Here is a 21,838-nt window from a genome sequence, read left to right as displayed (position 1 = left end):
GGCCGGCCTTCCAGCCGGTGTCATTCGAACTGAAAGGGCCATTTATGGTCAGTCTCGGCGGCTTCGCCCGTAAGATTTTCGGCTCCTCAAACGATCGTCGCGTGAAATCGACCCGACCGCGTGTCGAAGCCATCAATGCGATGGAAAACGAACTGGCGGCATTGTCCGACGACGAGTTGCGCGCACGCACGGTGCAATTCCGGCAGGACATCGCCAATGGCACGTCGCTCGATGATTTGCTGATTCCCGCTTTTGCAACCGTACGCGAAGGCGCCAAGCGCGCGCTGGGCCTGCGGCCTTTCGATGTGCAGATGATCGGCGGCATGGTGCTTCACAATGGCGGCATCTCCGAGATGCGCACCGGTGAAGGCAAGACGCTCGTCGCCACCCTGCCCGTCTATCTCAATGCGCTGTCGGGCAAGGGCGTGCATGTCGTCACCGTCAACGATTACCTCGCCAAGCGCGATGCCGAATGGATGGGACGCCTCTACAAGTTCCTCGGCCTGACCGTAGGCATCATCGTTCACGGCATGAGCGATCAGGAACGCATGGCTGCCTATGCCTGTGACGTGACCTACGCGACCAACAACGAGTTGGGCTTCGACTATCTTCGCGACAACATGAAATATGAGCGCGCCCAGATGGTGCAGCGCGGCCATAATTACGCGATCGTCGATGAGGTGGACTCGATCCTCGTCGATGAAGCGCGCACGCCGCTTATCATTTCCGGCCCGCTCGAAGACCGCTCGGAAATGTACAACACCGTCGATGCTTTCATGGTTCACCTCAATGAAGCCGACTATGAGGTGGACGAGAAGCAGCGCACCGCGACCTTCACCGAGGAAGGCACCGAGAAGATGGAAAATCTTCTTCGCGAAGCCGGCCTGTTCAAGGGTGAGTCGCTTTACGACGTCGAGAATGTCGGCATGGTTCACCACGTCAACAACGCCTTGAAGGCGCATCGCCTGTTCCAGCGCGACAAGGATTACATCGTCAACAATGACGAGATCGTCATCATCGACGAATTCACCGGCCGCATGATGCCGGGCCGCCGCTTCTCCGAAGGGCTGCATCAGGCACTGGAAGCCAAGGAGCACGTTCGCATCCAGCCTGAAAACCAGACGCTGGCTTCCGTGACGTTCCAGAACTACTTCCGCATGTACGACAAGCTCGGCGGCATGACCGGCACGGCTTCGACCGAAGCGGAAGAATTCGGCAATATTTACGGCCTCGAAGTCACCGAAATTCCGACGAATGTCGGCGTTCAGCGTATCGATGAAGACGACGAGGTCTATCGGACGGTCGAAGAGAAATACAAGGCGATCGTGCGCGAAATTCGCGAAGCGAGCTCCAAGGGCCAGCCGACGCTGGTCGGCACGACCTCGATCGAGAAATCCGAACAGCTCGCGGAACGTCTGAAACAGGACGGCTTCAAGGACTTCAAGGTTCTGAACGCCCGCCACCACGAGCAGGAAGCCTCGATCGTGGCGCAGGCCGGACGTCCGGGCGCCATCACCATCGCCACCAACATGGCTGGCCGCGGCACCGACATTCAGCTCGGCGGCAACGTCGACATGCGCATTGCAGCCGAACTCGGCGACATGCCCGAGGGACCGGAGCGCGAAGCTGCGGAAAAAGCGATCCGCGAGGACATCGCCAAGCTCAAGGAAAAGGCGCTGGCCGCTGGCGGACTTTACGTGCTTGCCACGGAACGCCACGAAAGCCGCCGCATCGACAACCAGCTTCGCGGCCGTTCGGGCCGTCAGGGCGATCCGGGCCGTTCAAAATTCTTCCTGTCGCTTCAGGACGACCTGATGCGCATCTTCGGCTCCGAGCGCATGGACGGCATGCTGACCAAGCTCGGCCTGAAGGAAGATGAGGCAATCATCCATCCCTGGATCAACAAGGCTCTGGAAAAGGCGCAGAAGAAGGTCGAGGCACGCAACTTCGACATTCGTAAAAACCTGCTGAAATACGACGACGTGATGAACGATCAGCGCAAGGTGATCTTCGAACAGCGTCTCGAATTGATGGATAGCCAGGATCTTTCCGAGACGATCACAGAAATGCGCCATGAGGTCATCGACGATCTTGTCGCCAAGGCCATCCCGGAAAATTCCTATGCAGAGCAGTGGAACATTTCCGCTCTGAAGGAAGGCGCGCTGCAATTCCTCAACATCGATGCGCCGATCGAGGCATGGGCCGAGGAAGAAGGCGTTGCCGAAGACGATATCCGCGAACGCCTGACCGAGATCGCCGACAAGGCTGCAGCCGACCGCAGCGAGCGTTTCGGTCCCGAAGTCATGTCCTATGTCGAACGCTCCGTCGTTCTTCAGACGCTCGACCATCTGTGGCGTGAGCATCTGGTCAATCTCGACCATCTGCGCTCGGTTGTCGGCTTCCGCGGCTATGCGCAGCGCGACCCGCTGAACGAGTACAAATCGGAAGGCTTCGAGCTTTTCCAGGCGATGCTCGGAAATATGCGTCAGGGCGTGATTGCACAGCTCATGCGCGTCGAACTCGTCCGCGAAGCCGCAGACGCGCCCCCACCGGAAGCTCCGCAGGCCTTTGGCCAGCACATAGACGCATCCACCGGCGAGAACGATTTCGGCGATGAAGCGACCGTTGCAATTGGTCAGGACGGCGGCACCGTTGCGCCGGAGGATCGTGATCCGAACGATCCGGCGACATGGGGCAAGGTCGGCAGAAACGAACCCTGCCCTTGCGGCTCCGGCAAGAAGTTCAAGCATTGCCACGGCACATTCGCCTGATATTGCTTGATGGAAATTGAGAAAAGCCCGGCAAATGCCGGGCTTTTTTATTTCGTGATTTTTTGTTTACCTGATCGCCGAACCGTTTCTTAAAGAGTTTTACGTAAGCCTCTGACACGGAAATTGGGGAGTAACGGGTGCGCTTTTCCGCGACAGCGACAGCCGAACGGCTTTTGCCTGAGCAACTTGCGCTGCGCGCCAAGCCAGCGCTGCGCGTTATTGATTCCGTACTTTTTCCAGCCGATGAGCGCTCCGATGCGGGACGCGTTTCCATCATCGCTTTCATCATCCGCGTCTGCAGCGCGGCAATCGCATTCCTCAGCCAGGTCCTGATCGCGCGCTGGATCGGCGGCTTCGAATACGGCATTTTCGTCCTTGTCTGGACGACGATGATCATCGTCGGCAATCTCTGCTGCCTCGGCTTTCACAGCTCGGTCATCCGCTTCATTCCCGAATATCGCGAAAAGGGCATGATGGACGAATTGCGCGGTGTTTTGCTGGCAAGCCGCGTTCTGGTGCTGGTTGCCTCGACCATCGTGACCATCATCGGCGCGGCAAGTATCTGGCTGCTCTCGCCGATCATCGAGAGCTACTACGTCCTGCCCTTCCTTCTCGGCATCATCTGCCTGCCGATGATCGCTTTGTCCGATGTGCTGCAAGGGCTGGCGCGGGCAAATTCGCTGGCGCTTCTGGCACTTTCGCCGACCTATATCATCCGGCCTTTCCTGATTCTCGCCTTCATGGCGGCGGCATTTTTCACCGGCTTCGAACCGGACGCGCAGACCGCCGTGATAGCCACGATACTCGCCACCTATGCGACGACCCTCATTCAGCTTGCAGGCGTCAGCGCGAAGCTCGATCGCAAGGTCGCCAAGGGGCCGCGCAAGATTTTCACGAAGCGCTGGCTGGCCATTTCGCTGCCGATCTTTCTGGTCGAAGGCTTCTTCTTCCTGCTCACCAATGCCGACGTGCTGCTGGTCGGTTTTTACATGACGCCGCAGGATGTCGGCATCTACTTCGCAACGGTGAAAACGCTGGCGCTGGTTCATTTCGTCTATTTCGCGGTGAAGGCTGGCGTTGCGCAACGCTATGCGCAATTTGCTCACGGCGAGACTGAAAAACTGGCCTCCTTTGCCCGTGAAACCGTGTCATGGACATTCTGGCCCTCACTGTTCATGGCCTTGGTGGTGCTGGCGCTCGGCAAGCCCATGCTGATGCTGTTCGGCCCCGGCTTCGACGCGGGCTATCCGCTGCTGTTTCTGCTTGTCGTCGCCGTCGTGCTTCGCGCAGCCGTCGGCCCGTGCGAAAGCCTTTTGACCATGACCGGCAACCAGAATATCTGCGCGCTCGTCTATGGGCTGACGCTGGCGATCAACATAGCCGTCAGCATGGTGTTGATTCCGGTGCTCGGCCTCTGGGGAGCCGCGATCGGAACTGCGGTTGCCGTGCTGTTCGAAGCTGTCGCGCTCGCCTTCACCGTATGGCGCAAGCTTGGCATCGCCATGGTCCTGTTCGTGCCACCAATCCAAAGGGAGGGTCTTCGCTGATGGTTGCCATTCCCATCCTCGAAGAAACCAGCGGCGGACCTTCCGGCGCGTTGATTTCCGGTCTCGCGAACCTGCCTGCAGATATTGCCGAGCAGGCGCATATCGAACTGATCGAACACACGCGGCCTCTGCGCCGTCTGGCGATCTATCCCGCTTCTGCCGGCTTCGATCTGGTCGAGGAGCTCGACCATCTCTGCACGCGCACAATAGAACCGAACATCTTCTTCAACCCGCGTTTTCTGGCGCCCGCAATGCCGAGGCTGGAAGACCGTGAAGTGCGCCTTGCGGTCATGCGCGACGGTAATGAATTCAGGAACCGGCTTCGCCTGCTCGTGCCTTTCTCGGTCGAAAAACCGATTGCAGCGGTCGGTGTGCCGATCATCCGCATCTGGTCCAGCCCCTTCGGCCCGCTCGGCACGCCGCTGGTCGATCGTGACGATCCGGCAGGCGTCATCGAAGATTTCTTCTCGATCCTGTCACGCCCGCATCTGAAGCTCCCGAAAGTTATCGCCTTTCCCGACATAAGGCTCGACGGCGCTGTCGCAGGCGTATTGCGAAACATCACCGAGACGAGCGGCCTGCCGATCGTGACGACGGGTGCGATGGAGCGGCCGTTCCTCGAAAGCCCGCTCGACGGCGACGCCTATCTGAAGCAGTCGCTGAACTCGCATCATTACCGCGAATTCCGCCGCCTGAAACGCCGGTTGGAAGAGCGCGGCACGGTCGAGCATGTCATTGCCCGAAGCGCCGATGAAATCCGCAACGGCATCGAAACCTTCCTCACGCTGGAAGCCGCGGGCTGGAAAGGCCGAAAGCGCACCGCAATGGCCGTAGACCGCTTTCGCGCCGCCTTTGCCCGCGAGGCGGTCTACCGGCTTGCCGAACGCGACGCCTGCCGCATCCATATGCTGACACTGGACGGCGAGCCCATCGCCTGCCTCGTCGTCTTCATCGAAAACGGCACCGCCTATACGTGGAAGACCGCGTATGACGAACAGCTCGCCGCCTATTCACCCGGCACCTTGCTGATGATCGAAGTAACCAGGCAACATCTGGAAGACCCCAACATCGTCATGACGGATTCCTGCGCCGTGCCCGATCATCCGGTGATGAGCCGGCTGTGGAGCGAGCGCCGCCCGATCGGCACGATCGTCATCGGCCTGACACCCGACGCCGACCGCCAAACCCGGCAGGCAGCCTCGCAACTGCACCTTTATCGCGAGACAAGAAACCTGGCGCGCATCTTGCGTAATCGGGTCAAGGGATTGCTGAAACGGTAGGGCGGGTGCGTCCGCACCTCCTCATGCTGAGCTTGTCGAAGCACGCACGAAATTGCTGCTGACATCGGGCGACAACTCCCCTCCCCCGATACTTTTTCCACCGCGCAAATTTTACGTCTTGCCAGACTCCATTTCACTTAATACGCTGTTAAGTGAGGAGTGGCGTTTTGCGAAATCCGGAACTGGAAAGCGAAGCAGAAATCGCGCGGGGCGACGCGCAGAAATCCTCTATCATTGGCAACAGGGTCCGCACTTTCAGAACCGCGCGACGCATGTCCTTACGCCAGCTAGGCGATCTCACAGACACGACGGCGAGCTTCATCAGCCAGATGGAACGGGGCTTGAGCGGCGTCAACACAAGCACGCTGATGCGCATAGCAAACGCGCTCGGCATCAGCGTTTCCGACCTTTTCGAAGACGAGCCGCGCCCGGTACTTCAAGTGCTGAAACTGGCAGACCGGCCATCGCTTCCCGTCAGCGAGGGCTATCGCAAGACGCTGCTTTCGCGCCGCCCTATCCACGAAGTCGAGGTCTATGCGGGCGAATTCGCGGTCGGCGGATCGACCGGCGACAAACCCTATAGCCACGGCGATGCGCATGAAATGTTCATCGTCTTGAAAGGCAGCGTCGAGCTGACGCTTGGCGAGGATATTTTCGTCCTCGATGAAGGCGACAGCATCGAATACCCGACATCAACGCCGCACAAGACGGTGAATATCGGCAACGACCCGGCCGAGGTTCTGTGGATCATCGCTCCACCGACCAGCGGAGCCGGTGAACTCAACGAATACATTACCCGGAAACCACTCGCATCCGGGCACCAACAAGATGGCGAGTCATCGTAATGGGAGTACTGACATGAGTAAAAGAAACAGATACGGCATCATGGCTGCCGCAGCCATGCTTCTGATGGCCGGCTCCGCGCTGGCGCAGGACAAGCCCGTCGCGGGCGAAGTGGCCGAAGGCTCGCTGAAGGGCAAGACGCTTACCTTCGTTTCCTTCGGCGGCATCTATCAGGACGGACAGGTCGCGGCGCTCAAGGAATTCGTCGACAAGTCCGGCGTGACCCTGCTGAATGACGGACCGACCGAAATCGCCAAGCTTCAGGCGCAGGTTGAATCCGGCAATGTGACCTGGGACGTCGTCGATACGGCAGATCTTCCGCCATACGTTCACTGCGGAACGCTGTTCCAGAAGCTCGATATGTCGAAGCTCGACATCTCCCATATTCCTGAAGGCCAGGTCGGCGAATGCAGCGTGCCCGCCATGAACTATGGCGTCATCATCATGTACAAGAACGAGACCTACAAGGATAACCCGCCGAAGAACTGGAAGGACTTTTTCGACACCGAAAAATTCCCCGGCGTTCGCGCGATCGACGGCAGCGGCGATCCGACAGGCGGCCTCGTCGAGCAGGCATTTATCGCCGATGGCGGCTCGGTCGAGAACATGACTGCAGCGGACATCGACAAGGGCATGGCCAAGATCAAGGCGCTCGGCCCGGATACGATCTATTGGAAAACCGGCGCAGAATCGCAGCAGCTCGCCGAATCCGGCGAGGCCGACATGGTCATGATGTGGACGGGCCGTGCGATGACCGCCGTCAAGAACGGTGCCGAATACACGCCTGTCTGGGACGATTGGCTGGTTGTCATGGACCAGATGACCATTCCGGTCGGCGTGAAGGATACGGATGCAGCCTACGCGCTTCTCAACGCCTATCTCGGCAAGACCTCGCAGGAGATTCTGGCGAAGGAAACCTCCTACACGCCGATCAATATGGAAGCCAAGCCGGACGTCGATGAGGTGACGGCAGCCTTCCTGACCAACACGCCGGAACGCGTGAAGCAGGGCTATCAGCAGAACATCAAGTTCTGGGTCGAAAATTTCGACGTCGCCGCCGAGAAATGGACCGCCCTGATGGCCGGCAACTGATCCGCATACGGAGCAATAAAGCGTGAGCGAAGCATCCCAGATCGAAAGAGGCCCGGCCGGCAAATCGCTGGCCGGGAAAGGCTTGGCCTCAGGCAAATGGTCGCTCACGCATCCTTTCTGGCTCACCCTTCCGGCACTGATCCTGCTCGTCGCGATCATCGGCTATCCGCTGCTGACGATCGTGATGCGTAGCTTTTCGGAGCCGGAATGGGGCCTGCAGAACTATGTCTGGTTTTTCGGTACGCCGGTTAATTTGACCGTTCTCCAACGAACCTTCTCGATCGCAGCATGGGTGACGATCGTTTGCGTGATCTGCGCCTATCCATATGCCTATGTGATGACGGCCGTCGGGCCAAAATTGCGGCTCCTGCTTATCCTCTGCGTGCTTGTGCCTTTCTGGGTCAGCGGCGTCGTGAGAACCCTTGCATGGGTGGTTCTTCTTCAGGATTCCGGCGTCATAAACACGACGCTCAAGGCCGTGGGTTTAAGCCCCATCCGGCTGATCAGGACGCAGACCGGCGTGGTGATCGGCATGGCGCAAGTGCTTCTGCCCTTCATGATATTGCCGCTCTATTCGGTGATGAAAGGGATCGACCTTCGCCTGATACAGGCCGCCAGAAGCCTTGGCGCATCCCCGTTCAAGGCGTTCAGGCAGGTCTACCTTCCGCTTTCGCTGCCCGGCGTTTACGCTGGCGCGATCATCGTTTTCATTCTGGCACTCGGCTTCTACATCACGCCTGCTCTGCTCGGCGGACCGCGCAGCACCATGCTTTCGACGCTGGTCCAGAACCAGGTGCTGAGCCTGCTCAACTGGGGCCGCGGCGGCGCGATGGGCGTCGTTCTTCTGGTCGCAACCTTCATTCTGCTGGCGCTTGCCGCACCGCTGATGCGCCAGCGCCATAAACAGGCGTCGCGAAGCTGATGCAGATGAAACTCCAGACCCGTATTTTTCTCGGCCTGTTCTGCATACTGGTCGCCATCTGGCTGCTCGCGCCGACGCTTGTCGTCGTCCCGATGTCGTTCAACGAACGCAAGTCCTTGGCTTTCCCGCCATCTGGTTTTTCATGGCAGTGGTACCAGAACTTTTTCACCAATCCCGAATGGTCGACCAGCTTCTTCAATTCGCTGAAAGTCGCCTCGCTGGTTGCAATCGTAGCCACCGTTCTCGGCACAATGGCAGCCTTCGGCATCGACCGCATGAAGAACAAGACCGCCGGGCTTCTGCGGGCATTGCTGATAACACCGATGGTCGTTCCGGGCGTCGTGCTGGCGATCGGCATCTACGCCGTTTATCTCGACACGCGGCTCGTCGGCACCACGCTCGGCTTCGTGCTCGCCCATACGATGCTTGCCATTCCCTTCGTTCTGATCGCGGTGACGGCAAGTCTCGAAGTCTTCGACAAGCGGCTTGAAACCGCAGCCGCCAGCCTTGGCGCCAGCCGGTTGACGACCTTCCGCACGATCACCCTGCCGCTGATTGCGCCCGGCCTTCTGTCTGGGCTGCTCTTCGCCTTCGTGACGTCTTTCGACGAGATCATCGTGGCGCTGTTCATCACCAGCCCGTATCTCAAGACGCTTCCCGTACAAATCTTCACCAGCATCACGCGTGATGCGGACCCGACCGTCGCTGCCGTTGGAACGATCCTGTTCATCGCCACGACACTGCTGATCACGGCGGGCCTGCTCATCGGCACAAGACAAAAAAGGAGCTGACATGGCGGTCCCTAAAGAACGCGGCGCAGCAATCGACATTCGCTCGGCAACGAAACGCTATGGCGATTTCACAGCGTTGGACAATGTCAGCCTGCATGTCGAGCCCGGCGAGTTCATGACCCTGCTCGGCCCCAGCGGATCGGGTAAGACGACCACGCTGAACCTTGTCGCTGGCTTCACGGAACTGACCTCCGGCGAGTTGTCGATCGGCGGCGAAAGCGTTGTCGGCCTGCCCGCGCACAAGCGCAATATCGGCGTCGTTTTCCAGCATTATGCGCTGTTCCCGCACATGACTGTCGGGCGCAATGTCGCCTATCCGCTTTCGCTGCGCGGCATCGGCAAGGCCGAGCGCGAAAAGCGTGTCGCGCACGCGCTCGACATGGTGAAGATGTCCGATTTCGCGCATCGCTATCCGAGTGAGCTTTCCGGCGGACAGCAGCAGCGCGTCGCGCTTGCCCGCGCCATCGTCTTCGACCCGCCGCTGCTTCTGATGGATGAGCCGCTTGGTGCGCTCGACAAGAAGCTGCGCGAATGGCTGCAACTCGAAATCAAGCGCATCCACCGCGAGCTTGGCACGACCTTCGTTTACGTTACCCATGATCAGGAAGAAGCACTGGTGCTTTCCGACCGTATCGCGGTTTTCAATCAGGGCCGCATCGAGCAGATCGGCACCGGCCGCCAATTGTATGATGAGCCGGAAACGCTGTTCGTCGGCAAGTTCATCGGTGATTCGACGACCCTGCGCGGAGCCGCCGAAAAGTCCGGCGCGGAAACTGCAATTACCATTGCGGGCCAGAAGGTCGTGGCGCAACGGCGTCTGGAAAATGGCGCTTCCCCGGTCATGCTCTTGCGCCCCGAAAAAATGGCGCTGACAAAGCCCGATGGCGCAGCGAAAGAGGGCAGCAACCGCCTACGCGGGCGCGTCAACGAAGCAATCTATCTCGGCTCCGGCTCGAAATACGAGGTGACGCTGGGCGATGGCTCGGCAGCAGTCATTCGCACGTCTCTCGAAGAGCAGGAATTTTCAATCGGCGACGAGGTTGACGTCACCTTCTCGCCTGCCGACGTGAAACTTCTGGCCGACGATGCGCGCGCCGACCTCACTCTCACCTGATCGATACGGAACATCCATTATGGACGCGAAAATCAACGGGAACGTTTCGTTCTGGTATGCCGATATTGGCGGCGTGCCCGGCTATCGACCGGCCCTGCCCGGCGATATGGAAGCCGATGTCTGCATCGTCGGCGCGGGCTACACCGGCCTGTGGACCGCCTACTATCTCAAGAAGGCCGATCCCTCGATCCGTGTGGTAATCGTCGAGAAGGAATTCGCCGGCTTCGGCGCATCTGGTCGCAATGGCGGCTGGCTGTCGGGCGGCTTCGGCTGGTCGCGCGAAAAGTACCTCAAGACATCGACACGCGGCGGCGTGATCGACATGCAGCGCGCCATGTACAGCTCGGTCGACGAGGTGATTTCCGTTACAGAGGCGGAAGGCATCGACGCCGATATTCGCCGTGTCGACAACATCACGGTCGCGACCAACAAACCGCAGCTCGACCGGGCGCGTGAGGAATTCGAACATGCAAAAGCTTGGGAGTTTCCGTCCGAGCGGATTTCATTCCTGAGTGCGGAAGAAGCCCGCTCGCGCATCGCGGTCAAGAACGTGCAGGGCGCATTCGTCATGAAAGGCGTGGCGCGTGTCCAACCGGCCAAGCTGGTTCGCGGACTGGCTGAGGCGGTCGAGCGGCTGGGCGTGCCGATCTACGAGCAGACGACAGTGATCGGCCTCGAAAAAGGAAAAGTCACCACCAATCGCGGCACAGTCCGTGCGCCGACCATCATCCGCGCGACGGAAGGTTTCACGGCTGGTATTCCCGGCAATGAGCGGCTTTGGCTGCCGCTCAACAGCGCGCAGATCATCACCGAGCCGGTGCCGCAGGAACTTTGGGACGAGATCGGCTGGGAAGGCCACGAGCTCCTGGGCGACGCGGCACATGCCTATTGCTACGCCCAGCGCACACGCGAAGGGCGTATCACGATGGGCGGACGCGGCGTTCCCTATCGCTACGGCTCGAAGACGGATGTGCGCGGCCAGACGCAGCAAGCGACCATCGAAAAGCTGCATGCGATCCTGACGCGGCTTCTGCCGCAGACGAAGCATCTGCGCATCGACCACGCATGGTGCGGCGTGCTTGGCGTGCCGCGCGATTGGTGCACGACGGCTGGGCTGGACCGCGAGAGCGGCATCGGCTGGGCAGGCGGCTATGTCGGGCTCGGCGTGTCGAGCTCGAACCTTTCCGGCAGAACTTTGCGCGATCTGATCCTTGGCCGCGACACTGAGTTGACCCGCCTGCCATGGGTCAATCGGCAGGTCAGCAAATGGGAACCGGAGCCGCTGCGCTGGCTGGGCGTCCATTCCATGTACCAGCTCTACCGCATCGCTGACGAACGCGAGGAAGCGGGCCTTCAGCACTCTTCGAAGCTGGCGAGCTTTGCCGACCGCATCACCGGCCACTGACACTGATTAAATCGGAAAACATTATGATCGACTTCCAGACATTCGCCCACCTTGCAGACATCGATCTTGGTGAGCCTGAAGCCAAACCGACATCGATCAGCGGCGATCAGGTGGAGGCGGCAAAGACCTTATGGACGTCGCCGGACGGCCTCGCCGAAGTCGGCGTCTGGGAATGCACGCCGGGACGGTTCACGGCTTCGCGTGATACCAGTTCCGAGATTTGCCACATCGTTTCGGGCCGTGTCTCACTGCACGAAAAGGATGGCCGCAGCCGCGATGTCGGCCCCGGCGAGTTGCTGGTTTTGCCGATCGGCTGGAACGGCGAATGGACGATCCATGAAAAGACGCGCAAGCTCTACATCATGCACTACAAATCGTAATGTCTACCACGCCACCACCTCGCGTTTGGCGCGGTCGCGGAAGATGCGGCGGATGACCTTGCCCGTCGTCGTCAGCGGCATGGAATCGACGAACTCCACCTCGCGCGGATATTCATGCGCCGAAAGCCGCTCGCGCACCCATAGGCTTATATCGGCGGCCAGTTCGTCGCTTGGCGCAACATTGTCCTTGAGCACCACATAGGCTTTGACGATCTCGGTACGCACAGCATCCGGCTTGCCCACTGCGGCAGCAAGCGCGATTGCCGGATGCCCGGTCAGACAGTCTTCGATTTCGCCGGGGCCGATGCGGAATCCCGCCGAGGTGATGACATCGTCGTCGCGCCCGAAGAAATGGACATAACCGTCGCGGTCGGCGACACCCTGATCGCCGGTGATCATCCAGTCGCCGATGAACTTGGCTTTGGTCGCTGCCGGATTTTCCCAATATTCGAGAAACATCACCGGGTCTGGACTGCGTATCGCGATCTGCCCCGGCTGGCCGGATTTGACCGGGCGTCCTGACCCATCGATCACCGCAACTTCATGGCCGGGAACCGGCAGGCCGATAGCGCCACCACGGCTGACGCCGAGTGCGACACAGGATGCCAGAACCGCGTTGCATTCCGTCTGGCCGTAGAACTCGTTCACCGTCAGTCCGAGTTCGGATTGCGCCCATTCATAGGTTTCGCGCCCGAGCGACTCCCCGGCGGTGCCAACTGTGCGAAGCTTCAGATTAAAATTGCTCGTAATGTCGGGAACCGCTTTCATCATGCGCAGCGCCGTCGGCGGGATGAACGCACCGCGCACTTTCATCTTTTCAAGCAGTCCGAGTGCGGCTTCCGGCTCGAATTTGTCGAAGCGTCCACATACCACCGGCAATCCGAAATAGAGGCTCGGCAGCAGGAGATTGAGCAACCCGCCAGCCCAAGCCCAGTCGGCAGGCGTCCACATAATGTCTCCCGGCTGCGGCAGAAAATCATAGGCCATCTGGATGCCCGGCAGATGCCCGAGCAAGACCTTGTGGCCATGCAGCGCCCCCTTAGGCGGACCCGTCGTGCCGGATGTGAAAATCATCATCGCCGGATCGTTCGGGCTGGTGTCTTCGGCAACGAAATCAGGCGAACAATCCGCCAGCAATCGATGAAAATCGACCGAGCCCTTTGCAGAGCCTTCCGTCGTGACGATCTGCTCCAGCATGGGCAGGCGGGTGCTTATCTTCGCAAGCTTTGCGTGACCGGCCTCATTGGTGATGATTGCGCGCACACCCGCCGTCTGTAGCCGGTATTCCAGCGCTTCCACACCGAACAGCAACGCCAGCGGCACCACGATTGCGCCGAGCTTGTAGAGCGCGACGTGCGCGATTGCCGTCTCGAAACTTTGCGGAAGCAGCAGTGCGACACGATCGCCGCGCTTTATCCCTAGCGCCCGTAGCCCGTTTGCCAAGGCGTTTGAACGGCCTGCCAGCGCACCGAATGTGAGAAGATCGGGGGCACCTTCGGCCTTGTAGCCGATAAGCGCAATGCGCTCTGAATCACGCGCCGCCCAAACATCGGACACGGCAACGCCGATGTTGAATCGCTGCGGTATCTCCCAGCGAAAATCGCCGTAGAGCGCCTTATACGTATCGCGCCGTTCGAGCATTGCGTTCGGCCGCGCTCCTGAATTGCCGTGCCTGAAAAGACCTCGCACGAATTACAGCCGCAAGCGCGCCCGCGTCAATCCTCAGACCTTGGTCCAGAATTCGCACTCGATTTTGGAACCCAATCGCGCCGCAGCGGTTTGTTCAATGACGTTCAGACGGCAATTGCGCCGATTGCTGGGGGCGCGGGGATATACGAACCGATTTTTACGTGAACGCCGCAAGCATCGCGGCGCATTTTTTATTGCAGAGGGGGCGCATATTCACATGCCCAAATTCGTCATCAACCCGCCCGTCTTTTTCGGATCGGTCGCCATCATAACAATCTTCGTTGGCATCGGCGCGATCATGCCGGATCGCGCAGAATTGCTGTTCGGCGCTCTGCAATCGAACATCCTTGCCAATTTTGGCTGGCTCTATCTGCTGGCAGTCGGCATCTTCCTGATTTCCGTTATCCTGCTTTCATTCGGTCGTTTCGGCGATTTGAAGCTTGGGCCGGACGATTCCGAACCGGATTTTCCGTATCTGTCATGGATGGCGATGTTGTTTGCCGCAGGCATGGGCATCGGCCTCATGTATTTCGCGGTCGGCGAACCGATGACGCACTACGCGGCCCCGCCGGAAGCAGATCCGCTGACGATTGCCGCCCAGCGCGAAGCGATGGCCGTAACCTTCTTCCATTGGGGAATCCACGCTTGGGCGATCTACGCGGTTGTCGGTCTTTCGCTGGCCTATTTCGGCTATCGCTACAATCTGCCGCTGACGATCCGCTCCGGCCTCTACCCTTTGCTGAAAGGCAGAATTAACGGGCCGATTGGCCACGCCGTCGATATTTTCGCCATATGCGGCACGGTCTTCGGCCTTGCAACGTCGCTCGGCTTCGGTGTTCTGCAGATCAACGCCGGGCTGAACTTCCTGCTCGGCGTTCCCGTTTCCGTCTTCATTCAGGTCGCCCTTATCGCCGTCATCACAGCCGTCGCGACGCTCTCCGTCATTTCCGGTCTCGACAAGGGCGTGCGCATATTGAGCGAGATCAATCTGTTGGCGGCCATCGTGCTCATGCTGTTTGTGCTGATCGTTGGACCGACAGCAGAACTGATGCGCGATTTCGTGCAGAATATCGGCCTCTATCTCGATTCCTTCCTGCTGCGCACGTTCAATATCTATGCATATGAGCCTACCCCCTGGATCGACACATGGACGCTTTTCTACTGGGCGTGGTGGATTTCCTGGTCGCCATTCGTCGGCATGTTCATCGCCCGCATTTCGCGCGGGCGCACCGTGCGTGAATTCGTCATCGCGGTCCTGTTCATCCCGGCAGGCTTCACCTTTTTATGGATGACCGTTTTCGGCAACACGGCGATGATTATCGACACGACGGTCGCCAACGGCGCGCTTTCGGCAGCCGTTGCGGACGATTTGTCGGTGGCGCTGTTCCAGTTCTTCCAGTACCTGCCCTTCCCGGCCATAACCTCGACGCTTGCCGTCATTCTTGTCGCGATATTCTTCGTAACCTCCTCGGATTCCGGCTCTCTCGTCGTCGATACGATCGCGGCTGGCGGCGAAACCGAAACAACCACGCTTCAGCGTGTCTTCTGGTGCGCGCTGGAAGGTATCGTCGCATCCGTTTTGCTTCTGACGGGCGGTCTGGCTGCGCTGCAATCCGCGACGATCGCGACAGCACTGCCCTTTTCTATCGTGATGCTGGTTCTGGTCTGGGCGTTGTTCAAAGGCATGAAAGCCGATGTTGCGCAAAAGAGCGCTCATTCGGGGGGCATTCCGCAGGCGCAACCGGCATCCGGCCTGACATGGCAACGCCGTCTCGCACTCATCATGAACGCGCCGGACGACAAGGATGTCGATCGTTTCATCGAGAAATCCGTCCTTCCCGCGCTCAACTCGGTGGCGAAGGAGCTGAGAAAAAAGGACCGTCATGCCGAGGTCGTCACAAATGACGAGACCGGCGCGGTAAGTCTGACTGCGCCTGCCGATGACGTCAGGAACTTCTCTTATGGCGTGCAGCGGGCCGAACATAAGCTGCCCGCATTCTCGGCTTTCGAAGCGGCCAAGATGGAGCTTCGCTACGAGGCGCGAACCTTCTTCTCGGACGGCAGCCGCGGCTACGACATTATGGGCATGTCCGAAGATCAGATCATCAACGATGTTCTGGTGCAGTTCGAACGCTATCTGGCACTCACCCAGTCCACGGAGACTTCTCTTGTTACAGCGGCACCGGAGCATATTTAAGATAGCGTCGAACACTTCCGGATTTGACAGCAAGGATCGGAGTGAGGCGTCCCGCACCTTCCGCTAGGTTCCAAGGCACGATAAACATTTGGGACAAAGACAATGACCCTTGCCTTGAGAACCAATCAGCCTTTGAAAGCTGAAGCCATGAACCTCACAGAACAGGACCCGCGCTGGCAGGTCCTTCAACAGCGCGATGCCGCTTTCGACGGACGCTTCGTCTATTCCGTCAAGACGACCGGCGTCTATTGCCGCCCAGCCTGCCCGTCGCGGCTGGCAAAGCCGGAGAATGTCGCTTTTTACGAAAGCTGCGAAGACGCGGAGAAAGCAGGCTTTCGCCCCTGCAAGCGCTGCCGACCCAACGAGGCGTCGCAGACGGAAAATCATGCGCGCATCGTTTCAGAGGCATGCCGCATGATCGAAAATGCCGAAGAGATTCCCGCCTTGGATACGCTCGCGCAAAACGCCGGCATGAGCAGCTATTATTTCCACCGCGTTTTCAAATCTGTCACCGGACTGACGCCGAAAGCCTACGCCACGGCGCGCCGTTCGAAACGTGTTCGTGATGAACTCACCAGCGGCGACGGCAATGTGACGGACGCGATCTACAGCGCCGGTTTCGGCTCCAACAGCCGCTTTTATGAGAAATCGAATGCGGTGCTCGGCATGACTCCAACGAAATTTCGTTCCGGCGGTGCCGATATCGAAATCAAATTCGCGATAGGCGAATGCTCGTTGGGTTCCATCCTCGTAGCGCGCAGTGAAAAGGGCGTCTGCGCGATCTTCATGGGCGACGACCCGGATCAACTGGCGCGCGATCTCCAGGACCGCTTTCCGAACGCAAGTCTGGTCGGCGACGATCCTGATTTCGACAAGCTCGTGGCAAGCGTGGTCGGCATGGTGGAGAAGCCGGACCGTGGCATCGACCTGCCATTGGATATTCACGGCACGGTGTTCCAGCAGCGCGTCTGGCAGGCATTGCGGGATATTCCGGCAGGTGAGAAGGCGAGCTATACCGACATTGCCGAGCGCATCGGCGCACCGAAATCCGTTCGTGCCGTGGCGCAGGCCTGCGCGGCCAACAAGATTGCCATCGCCATTCCGTGCCACCGCGTCGTTAGAAACGATGGCGCACTTTCCGGCTACCGCTGGGGGGTGGATCGCAAGCGCGCCTTGCTCGACCGCGAGGCAAAGTCATGAGTGCGCTGGCAAAGACAATCGACAATACTGACGCGATCGAGGATCGCGTCAGTTCGTTCGACTGGCAGGCACTCACCGACGATCTGAACGCCTATGGCTGCGCGGTGATGAGCGACCTGCTTTCACCGGACGAATGCGAGGCGATTGCCGCGCTCTATCCGCAGGAAGACCACTTCCGAAGCCATATCCACATGGCGCGGCACGGCTTCGGCAAAGGTGAATATCGCTATTTTCGCTATCCGCTGCCGGATCTGCTGGGCGGGCTGCGCGGTGCGCTTTATCCGCATCTGGCAATCGTCGCAAACGAATGGCACGAACGCCTTGGCATCGACCAGCGCTATCCTGCGCAGCATTCGGACTATCTGAAACTATGCCACGATGCAGGACAGACGCGCCCGACACCGCTTCTGCTGCAATATGGTTCGGGCGACTTCAACTGCCTGCATCAGGATATTTACGGCGATCTGGCATTTCCGCTTCAGGTGGCAATCCTGCTTTCAAAACCGGACGCGGATTTCAGCGGCGGCGAATTCGTGCTGACCGAACAGCGGCCACGCATGCAGAGCCGCGCCGAAGTCGTTCCGCTGACGCAGGGCGATGCCGTAATTTTCGCCGTGCGTGAGCGACCCGTTCGCGGAACGCGCGGCGACTACCGGGTCAATCTGCGCCATGGCGTCAGCCGTGTCCGCAGCGGCCAGCGTCATACGGTCGGGCTGATCTTCCACGATGCAAAATAGCGCCGCGATCCTCAGACTGACCGTCGACACGCTTGCAACGCCGATTGGGGATTTCCTGATTGTCGCGGACGATGAAGGCATTCTGCGCGCCGGGGAGTTTGCGGATCGCGATTTACGCCTGCGCACGATGCTCGACCGGCGGTTGGGCACCGCTCGTTATACGCTTTTACCAGGCCACGGACCGGCACAGACAAGAGACGCCATGAGCGCCTATTTCGCGGGTGAATTGTCCGCGATTAACACCATCCCCACCAAAGCGGGCGGCACGTCCTTTCAGGAAACGGTATGGGCGGAGCTGCGCCGCCTGCAGGCCGGTAAAGCGACAACATACGCAGCACTTGCCCAAAGAATCGAGCGGACGCAATCGCCCCGCGCGGTCGGTCATGCCAATGGCGCCAATCCGATTTCCATCATCATACCGTGCCACCGCCTCGTCGGCGCAAGCGGGCATTTGACTGGCTATGGCGGCGGGTTGGAGCGAAAGCGCTGGCTTCTCGACCACGAGGCCCGCTTTTCCGGGCACTCCGCCTGATCCGAATTGCAAAGCGCCACGTATCTGCTGGCAGAAAAACACGCCAACGGAGCCGGCCGATGAAAACCTACCTGATTGCCTATATCGCGACCGGCCTCGCATTTCTGGTGCTCGATGCTCTCTGGCTCTCGCGGATGGGTCCGTCCTTCTACAAGCCGATCATGGCTGAGTCCGCGCTCGAAGGGTTCAGGATAGCGCCAGCCGCAGCTTTCTATTTCATCTATCTCGTCGGCGTCATGATCTTCGCGATCACCCCTGCGCTGAACGATGGACGCTGGACGACGGCGCTGACCTACGGCGCGCTGTTCGGCTTCTTTGCCTACGCCACCTACGATCTGACCAACCAAGCCGTGATGAAGAACTGGTCGACGATGCTGTCTGTCGTCGACATCGGCTGGGGAACGATTCTCACCGGTGCGTCTGCAACGGTCGGCTTTCTGATCGCAAACGCATTCTCGAAATAGCAATACGAACAACCGCTTAGGATATCGTCAACCCATTATTAACCATAATTGCCCTAATTCCATAACTCGACATCACATTTGACGAGGGCGGGCGAATGACGGTTACGAGGCGGACTTTTCTGGTCGGTTTCTCACTCACACTTGCGGGGTGCTCCACGGGCTCACCGCCTCCGGCGCTGATGTATGCCGCCATTCCCGAAGAACGCTTTCCACTGGCCGCAATGCCGCTCGACCGCATCAAGCCAGAGCTTCGGCGCCGGGAAGTCGCATATGAAAGCCCACACCGGGCAAATACGGTCGTCGTCGATACGCCGAACCGTTATCTCTACTACGTCCTCGGCAATGGCCGTGCGATCCGTTACGGGGTGGGCGTCGGCAAGGCCGGTTTGGCGCTTCGCGGCGGCGCCACTGTCGGCCGCAAGGCCGAATGGCCGACATGGACGCCGACCGACAACATGATCCGGCGCGATCCGGACCGAAATCTTCGCTATGCGGGCGGATTGCAAGGTGGACCGAACAATCCGCTGGGTGCTCGCGCGCTTTACCTCTATCGCGGTGGTCGCGACACCATGTTCCGCATCCACGGCACCAACCAGCCACAATCGATCGGCCACGCAATGTCGAGCGGCTGCATTCGCATGCTCAATCATGACGTCATCGACCTCTACCAGCGAGTCGAGCCCGGAACACAGGTGGTCGTGCTTCAGGCGTAACTATTAAACCGCGACGGCTTTAAAAGGGCGACCGCCCGTCGGCCGGTCAGGCCGCCCCATCGGAGCCGTGAGCACAGCGAACTGGCGTGAGATATAAAAAGTGGTGCGGGTGGTCGGAATCGAACCGACACTCCTTGCGGAACCGGATTTTGAGTCCGGCGCGTCTACCAGTTCCACCACACCCGCACGTCGCTTCGCAAAAATTTTGCGCAGCGATTGCCCCCCTGATGGAGGGGATTTCCGGGCACTATACGCTCCAGCCTGCGTCGTCAACTGTCATGATGGCAACGATTCGTGAAGCGCCAGCCATTGTGCACTGCAAGAAATCTATCTACGAAGACCCGCCAGTTCAAAGCGCACCGCGCTTTATGTCTTTGTTCTTACGCATGTCACTATCCCGAAGCCGGTTCCCGCTTTCGGGCGACATACTTAAAGGAGACCGAATGCTTCGCAGACTTTACGATTGGACGCTGTCGCTCGCCGCGCGAAAATCCGCCGAATGGTGGCTGGCCTTCATCGCTTTTGTCGAAAGCTCGGTATTTCTGGTCCCGGCAGACGTGCTTTATCTGCCGATGGCGCTTTCGCGCCCCGACAAAGTATATCGCTACGCCCTCATCGCAACCGTCGCATCGGTACTCGGCGGCATAGCCGGATATTTTCTCGGCTATTACGCCTATGAAACCATCGCCAAGCCTGTTCTGGAATTCTACGGCAAGTTCGAAGCCTTCGAGGAATTGCGCACATCGTCGGGCATGGGCTTCATCATCCTCATGCTGGTCACATCCGGCCTTTCGCATCTGCCGCCGATCAAGGTTGTGACCATTCTGGCAGGCGTGATGCACGTCAATCTCGGCATCTTCATCATCTCGGCCATTCTGGCGCGCGGTGCACGTTTCCTCTTCCTCGCCTGGCTGCTGCGCAAATATGGCGAACCGATCCGCGAGTTCATCGAAAAGCGCCTCGGCATGCTTGCAGCAGGGGGTGCCGCCGTCCTTATATTGCTTTATTTCCTGATCACTTATCTGCATTAGCAAGTCAGCTCGGACGCACACAATGACCGCGATCACCTCGCCTGCCGGCACCACGCAAAAAATGACGGCGATTTTCCTCACCCTGGCGATGGCGATCACGGTCGGGACGGCATTGGGTTTCGAGCATATTGGCGGCTACATCCCCTGCAAGCTCTGCCTTGAGCAGCGCATGCCTTATTATGTAGGCGTGCCGCTCATGGCTTTTGCCGCGCTCTCATCGACGCTGCATTGGCCTTCCTGGCTCACGCGCGGCCTGCTTCTCATCGGCGCCGCCATCATGGCTTTCAGCCTCTATCTGGGCGCAAAACATGCCGGCGTCGAATGGGGATGGTGGGCAGGCCCTGCCGATTGCGGTGCGGTCGCGGCCCCTTCCGCAGGCAGCGGCGGCGGCATTCTGGATTCGATCAACACGGTGATCCCGCCATCCTGCGATCATGCATCGCTGCGTGTGCTTGGACTGTCCTTCGCGGGCTGGAATGCGCTGGCCAGCCTTGTGCTTGGCGCGATTGCGCTGCGCGGAGCCTTCGCAAAGGCGAAGTAAAGCGCGGTCCTGATCTGAACCCGGTTTACGGCTCCAGTTCGACATCCCAATAAAGATAATCCATCCAGCTTTCATGCAGATAGTTGGGCGGAAACAGGCGGCCATTATTGTGCAGATCCTGCACGGTTGGCCGATAGGGTTTCTGCTGCGGCCACATCTTGGCATGGACCGGCATAAGCCCGCCCTTGCGCAGATTGCAGGGGGAGCAGGCCGCGACCACGTTTTCCCATGTCGTCGCACCGCCGCAGCGGCGCGGCGTGACATGGTCGAAGGTCAGATCTTCGTGCGTGCCGCAATATTGGCACTGGAAACGATCGCGAAGGAAAACATTGAAGCGGGTGAAGGCTGGAAAGCGCGACGGCTTCACATAGCTCTTCAGGCTGACGACGCTCGGAAGCTTCATCGAAAATGTCGGCGAAGACACTGCATGCTCATATTCGGCAACGATGTTCACGCGGTCGAGAAAAACCGCCTTGATTGCATCCTGCCAAGACCACAGCGAAAGGGGGTAATAGCTGAGCGGGCGGTAGTCCGCATTCAGCACCAGCGCTGGAAGCCCATCCGGAGACACGGCAACCGTCACTTCAAA

The 21,838-nt window shown here is 59.3% G+C and carries 20 protein-coding genes and 1 tRNA gene; 18 read left to right on the top strand and 3 right to left on the bottom strand.

Going from position 1 to position 21,838, the window contains the following annotated elements; all coding sequences use genetic code 11:
• Positions 1-44 precede the first annotated feature (44 nt).
• The 10 genes from secA to ABFT80_RS04245 all read left to right on the top strand — a co-directional run bounded on the left by secA (position 45) and on the right by ABFT80_RS04245 (position 12,145).
• Positions 45-2,771 (top strand): preprotein translocase subunit SecA, encoded by a 2,727-nt coding sequence (gene secA, locus ABFT80_RS04290; protein WP_347970599.1) that lies wholly within the window; start codon positions 45-47, stop codon positions 2,769-2,771.
• Between the two features lie 137 nt (positions 2,772-2,908).
• Positions 2,909-4,318 (top strand): lipopolysaccharide biosynthesis protein, encoded by a 1,410-nt coding sequence (locus tag ABFT80_RS04285; protein WP_347970598.1) that lies wholly within the window; start codon positions 2,909-2,911, stop codon positions 4,316-4,318.
• Positions 4,318-5,598, top strand: a complete 1,281-nt coding sequence (locus ABFT80_RS04280; RefSeq protein ID WP_347970597.1) for a GNAT family N-acetyltransferase — start codon at positions 4,318-4,320, stop codon at positions 5,596-5,598. Before ABFT80_RS04285 ends, ABFT80_RS04280 begins: the two co-directional genes overlap by 1 nt.
• A 167-nt stretch (positions 5,599-5,765) precedes the next feature.
• On the top strand, positions 5,766-6,443 hold the full coding sequence (locus ABFT80_RS04275) for a helix-turn-helix domain-containing protein (RefSeq protein ID WP_347970596.1): 678 nt from the start codon (positions 5,766-5,768) through the stop codon (positions 6,441-6,443).
• A 13-nt stretch (positions 6,444-6,456) separates the two neighbouring features.
• Positions 6,457-7,533 carry an extracellular solute-binding protein gene (locus ABFT80_RS04270; RefSeq protein WP_347970595.1) on the top strand — a complete coding sequence of 359 codons (1,077 nt, stop codon included), beginning with the start codon at positions 6,457-6,459 and terminating at the stop codon, positions 7,531-7,533.
• A 67-nt stretch (positions 7,534-7,600) separates the two neighbouring features.
• On the top strand, positions 7,601-8,455 hold the full coding sequence (locus tag ABFT80_RS04265; protein WP_347970839.1) for an ABC transporter permease: 855 nt from the start codon (positions 7,601-7,603) through the stop codon (positions 8,453-8,455).
• Complete coding sequence (locus ABFT80_RS04260; RefSeq protein ID WP_347970594.1) at positions 8,455-9,246, top strand: ABC transporter permease; 792 nt, start codon at positions 8,455-8,457, stop codon at positions 9,244-9,246. Before ABFT80_RS04265 ends, ABFT80_RS04260 begins: the two co-directional genes overlap by 1 nt.
• Before the next feature lies 1 nt (position 9,247).
• Entirely contained in the window at positions 9,248-10,360 is a 1,113-nt protein-coding gene (locus tag ABFT80_RS04255; protein WP_347970593.1) for an ABC transporter ATP-binding protein, read from the top strand.
• Positions 10,361-10,379: 19 nt separating this feature from the next.
• Positions 10,380-11,765: an NAD(P)/FAD-dependent oxidoreductase gene (locus ABFT80_RS04250; protein ID WP_347970592.1), complete on the top strand. Its 1,386-nt coding sequence runs from the start codon at positions 10,380-10,382 to the stop codon at positions 11,763-11,765.
• Between the two features lie 23 nt (positions 11,766-11,788).
• A complete protein-coding gene (locus tag ABFT80_RS04245; RefSeq protein WP_347970591.1) occupies positions 11,789-12,145 on the top strand; it encodes a cupin domain-containing protein in 357 nt (118 codons plus the stop codon).
• A gap of 3 nt (positions 12,146-12,148) precedes the next feature.
• Here the strand turns inward: ABFT80_RS04245 and ABFT80_RS04240 are convergent, their stop codons facing one another.
• Positions 12,149-13,786 carry an AMP-binding protein gene (locus tag ABFT80_RS04240; RefSeq protein ID WP_347970590.1) on the bottom strand — a complete coding sequence of 546 codons (1,638 nt, stop codon included), beginning with the start codon at positions 13,784-13,786 and terminating at the stop codon, positions 12,149-12,151.
• Positions 13,787-14,051: 265 nt separating this feature from the next.
• On the opposite strand from ABFT80_RS04240, the gene ABFT80_RS04235 reads away from it, so the two are divergent.
• The 6 genes from ABFT80_RS04235 (at position 14,052) to ABFT80_RS04210 (ending at position 19,677) form a co-directional block, all read left to right on the top strand.
• Complete coding sequence (locus ABFT80_RS04235) at positions 14,052-16,031, top strand: BCCT family transporter (RefSeq protein ID WP_347970589.1); 1,980 nt, start codon at positions 14,052-14,054, stop codon at positions 16,029-16,031.
• A gap of 147 nt (positions 16,032-16,178) precedes the next feature.
• A complete protein-coding gene (gene ada, locus ABFT80_RS04230; protein WP_347970588.1) occupies positions 16,179-17,231 on the top strand; it encodes a bifunctional DNA-binding transcriptional regulator/O6-methylguanine-DNA methyltransferase Ada in 1,053 nt (350 codons plus the stop codon).
• Complete coding sequence (locus tag ABFT80_RS04225; protein WP_347970587.1) at positions 17,228-17,968, top strand: 2OG-Fe(II) oxygenase; 741 nt, start codon at positions 17,228-17,230, stop codon at positions 17,966-17,968. The genes ada and ABFT80_RS04225 overlap by 4 nt, the downstream gene beginning before the upstream one ends.
• A complete protein-coding gene (locus ABFT80_RS04220) occupies positions 17,958-18,500 on the top strand; it encodes a methylated-DNA--[protein]-cysteine S-methyltransferase (RefSeq protein ID WP_347970586.1) in 543 nt (180 codons plus the stop codon). The genes ABFT80_RS04225 and ABFT80_RS04220 overlap by 11 nt, the downstream gene beginning before the upstream one ends.
• 59 nt (positions 18,501-18,559) lie before the next feature.
• Positions 18,560-18,964 (top strand): DUF2177 family protein, encoded by a 405-nt coding sequence (locus tag ABFT80_RS04215; protein WP_347970585.1) that lies wholly within the window; start codon positions 18,560-18,562, stop codon positions 18,962-18,964.
• Between the two features lie 95 nt (positions 18,965-19,059).
• Entirely contained in the window at positions 19,060-19,677 is a 618-nt protein-coding gene (locus tag ABFT80_RS04210) for a L,D-transpeptidase (RefSeq protein WP_347970584.1), read from the top strand.
• A 101-nt stretch (positions 19,678-19,778) separates the two neighbouring features.
• Here ABFT80_RS04210 and ABFT80_RS04205 read toward each other — a convergent pair.
• A tRNA-Leu gene (locus ABFT80_RS04205) sits at positions 19,779-19,863 on the bottom strand.
• Positions 19,864-20,120: 257 nt separating this feature from the next.
• On the opposite strand from ABFT80_RS04205, the gene ABFT80_RS04200 reads away from it, so the two are divergent.
• Together ABFT80_RS04200 and ABFT80_RS04195 are read left to right on the top strand one after the other, a co-directional pair.
• On the top strand, positions 20,121-20,708 hold the full coding sequence (locus ABFT80_RS04200) for a YqaA family protein (RefSeq protein WP_347970583.1): 588 nt from the start codon (positions 20,121-20,123) through the stop codon (positions 20,706-20,708).
• Positions 20,709-20,730: 22 nt separating this feature from the next.
• Complete coding sequence (locus ABFT80_RS04195) at positions 20,731-21,249, top strand: disulfide bond formation protein B (protein ID WP_347970582.1); 519 nt, start codon at positions 20,731-20,733, stop codon at positions 21,247-21,249.
• A gap of 25 nt (positions 21,250-21,274) precedes the next feature.
• Here ABFT80_RS04195 and ABFT80_RS04190 read toward each other — a convergent pair whose 3' ends face one another.
• Complete coding sequence (locus ABFT80_RS04190; protein WP_347970581.1) at positions 21,275-21,832, bottom strand: HNH endonuclease; 558 nt, start codon at positions 21,830-21,832, stop codon at positions 21,275-21,277.
• Positions 21,833-21,838: the final 6 nt, after the last annotated feature.

Source organism: Foliimonas ilicis (assembly GCF_039939195.1).
GTDB classification, from domain to species: domain Bacteria; phylum Pseudomonadota; class Alphaproteobacteria; order Rhizobiales; family Rhizobiaceae; genus Foliimonas; species Foliimonas ilicis.
The sequence above is the reverse complement of the archived record's forward strand: the minus strand, read 5'-3'. Positions and strand labels throughout refer to the sequence as shown.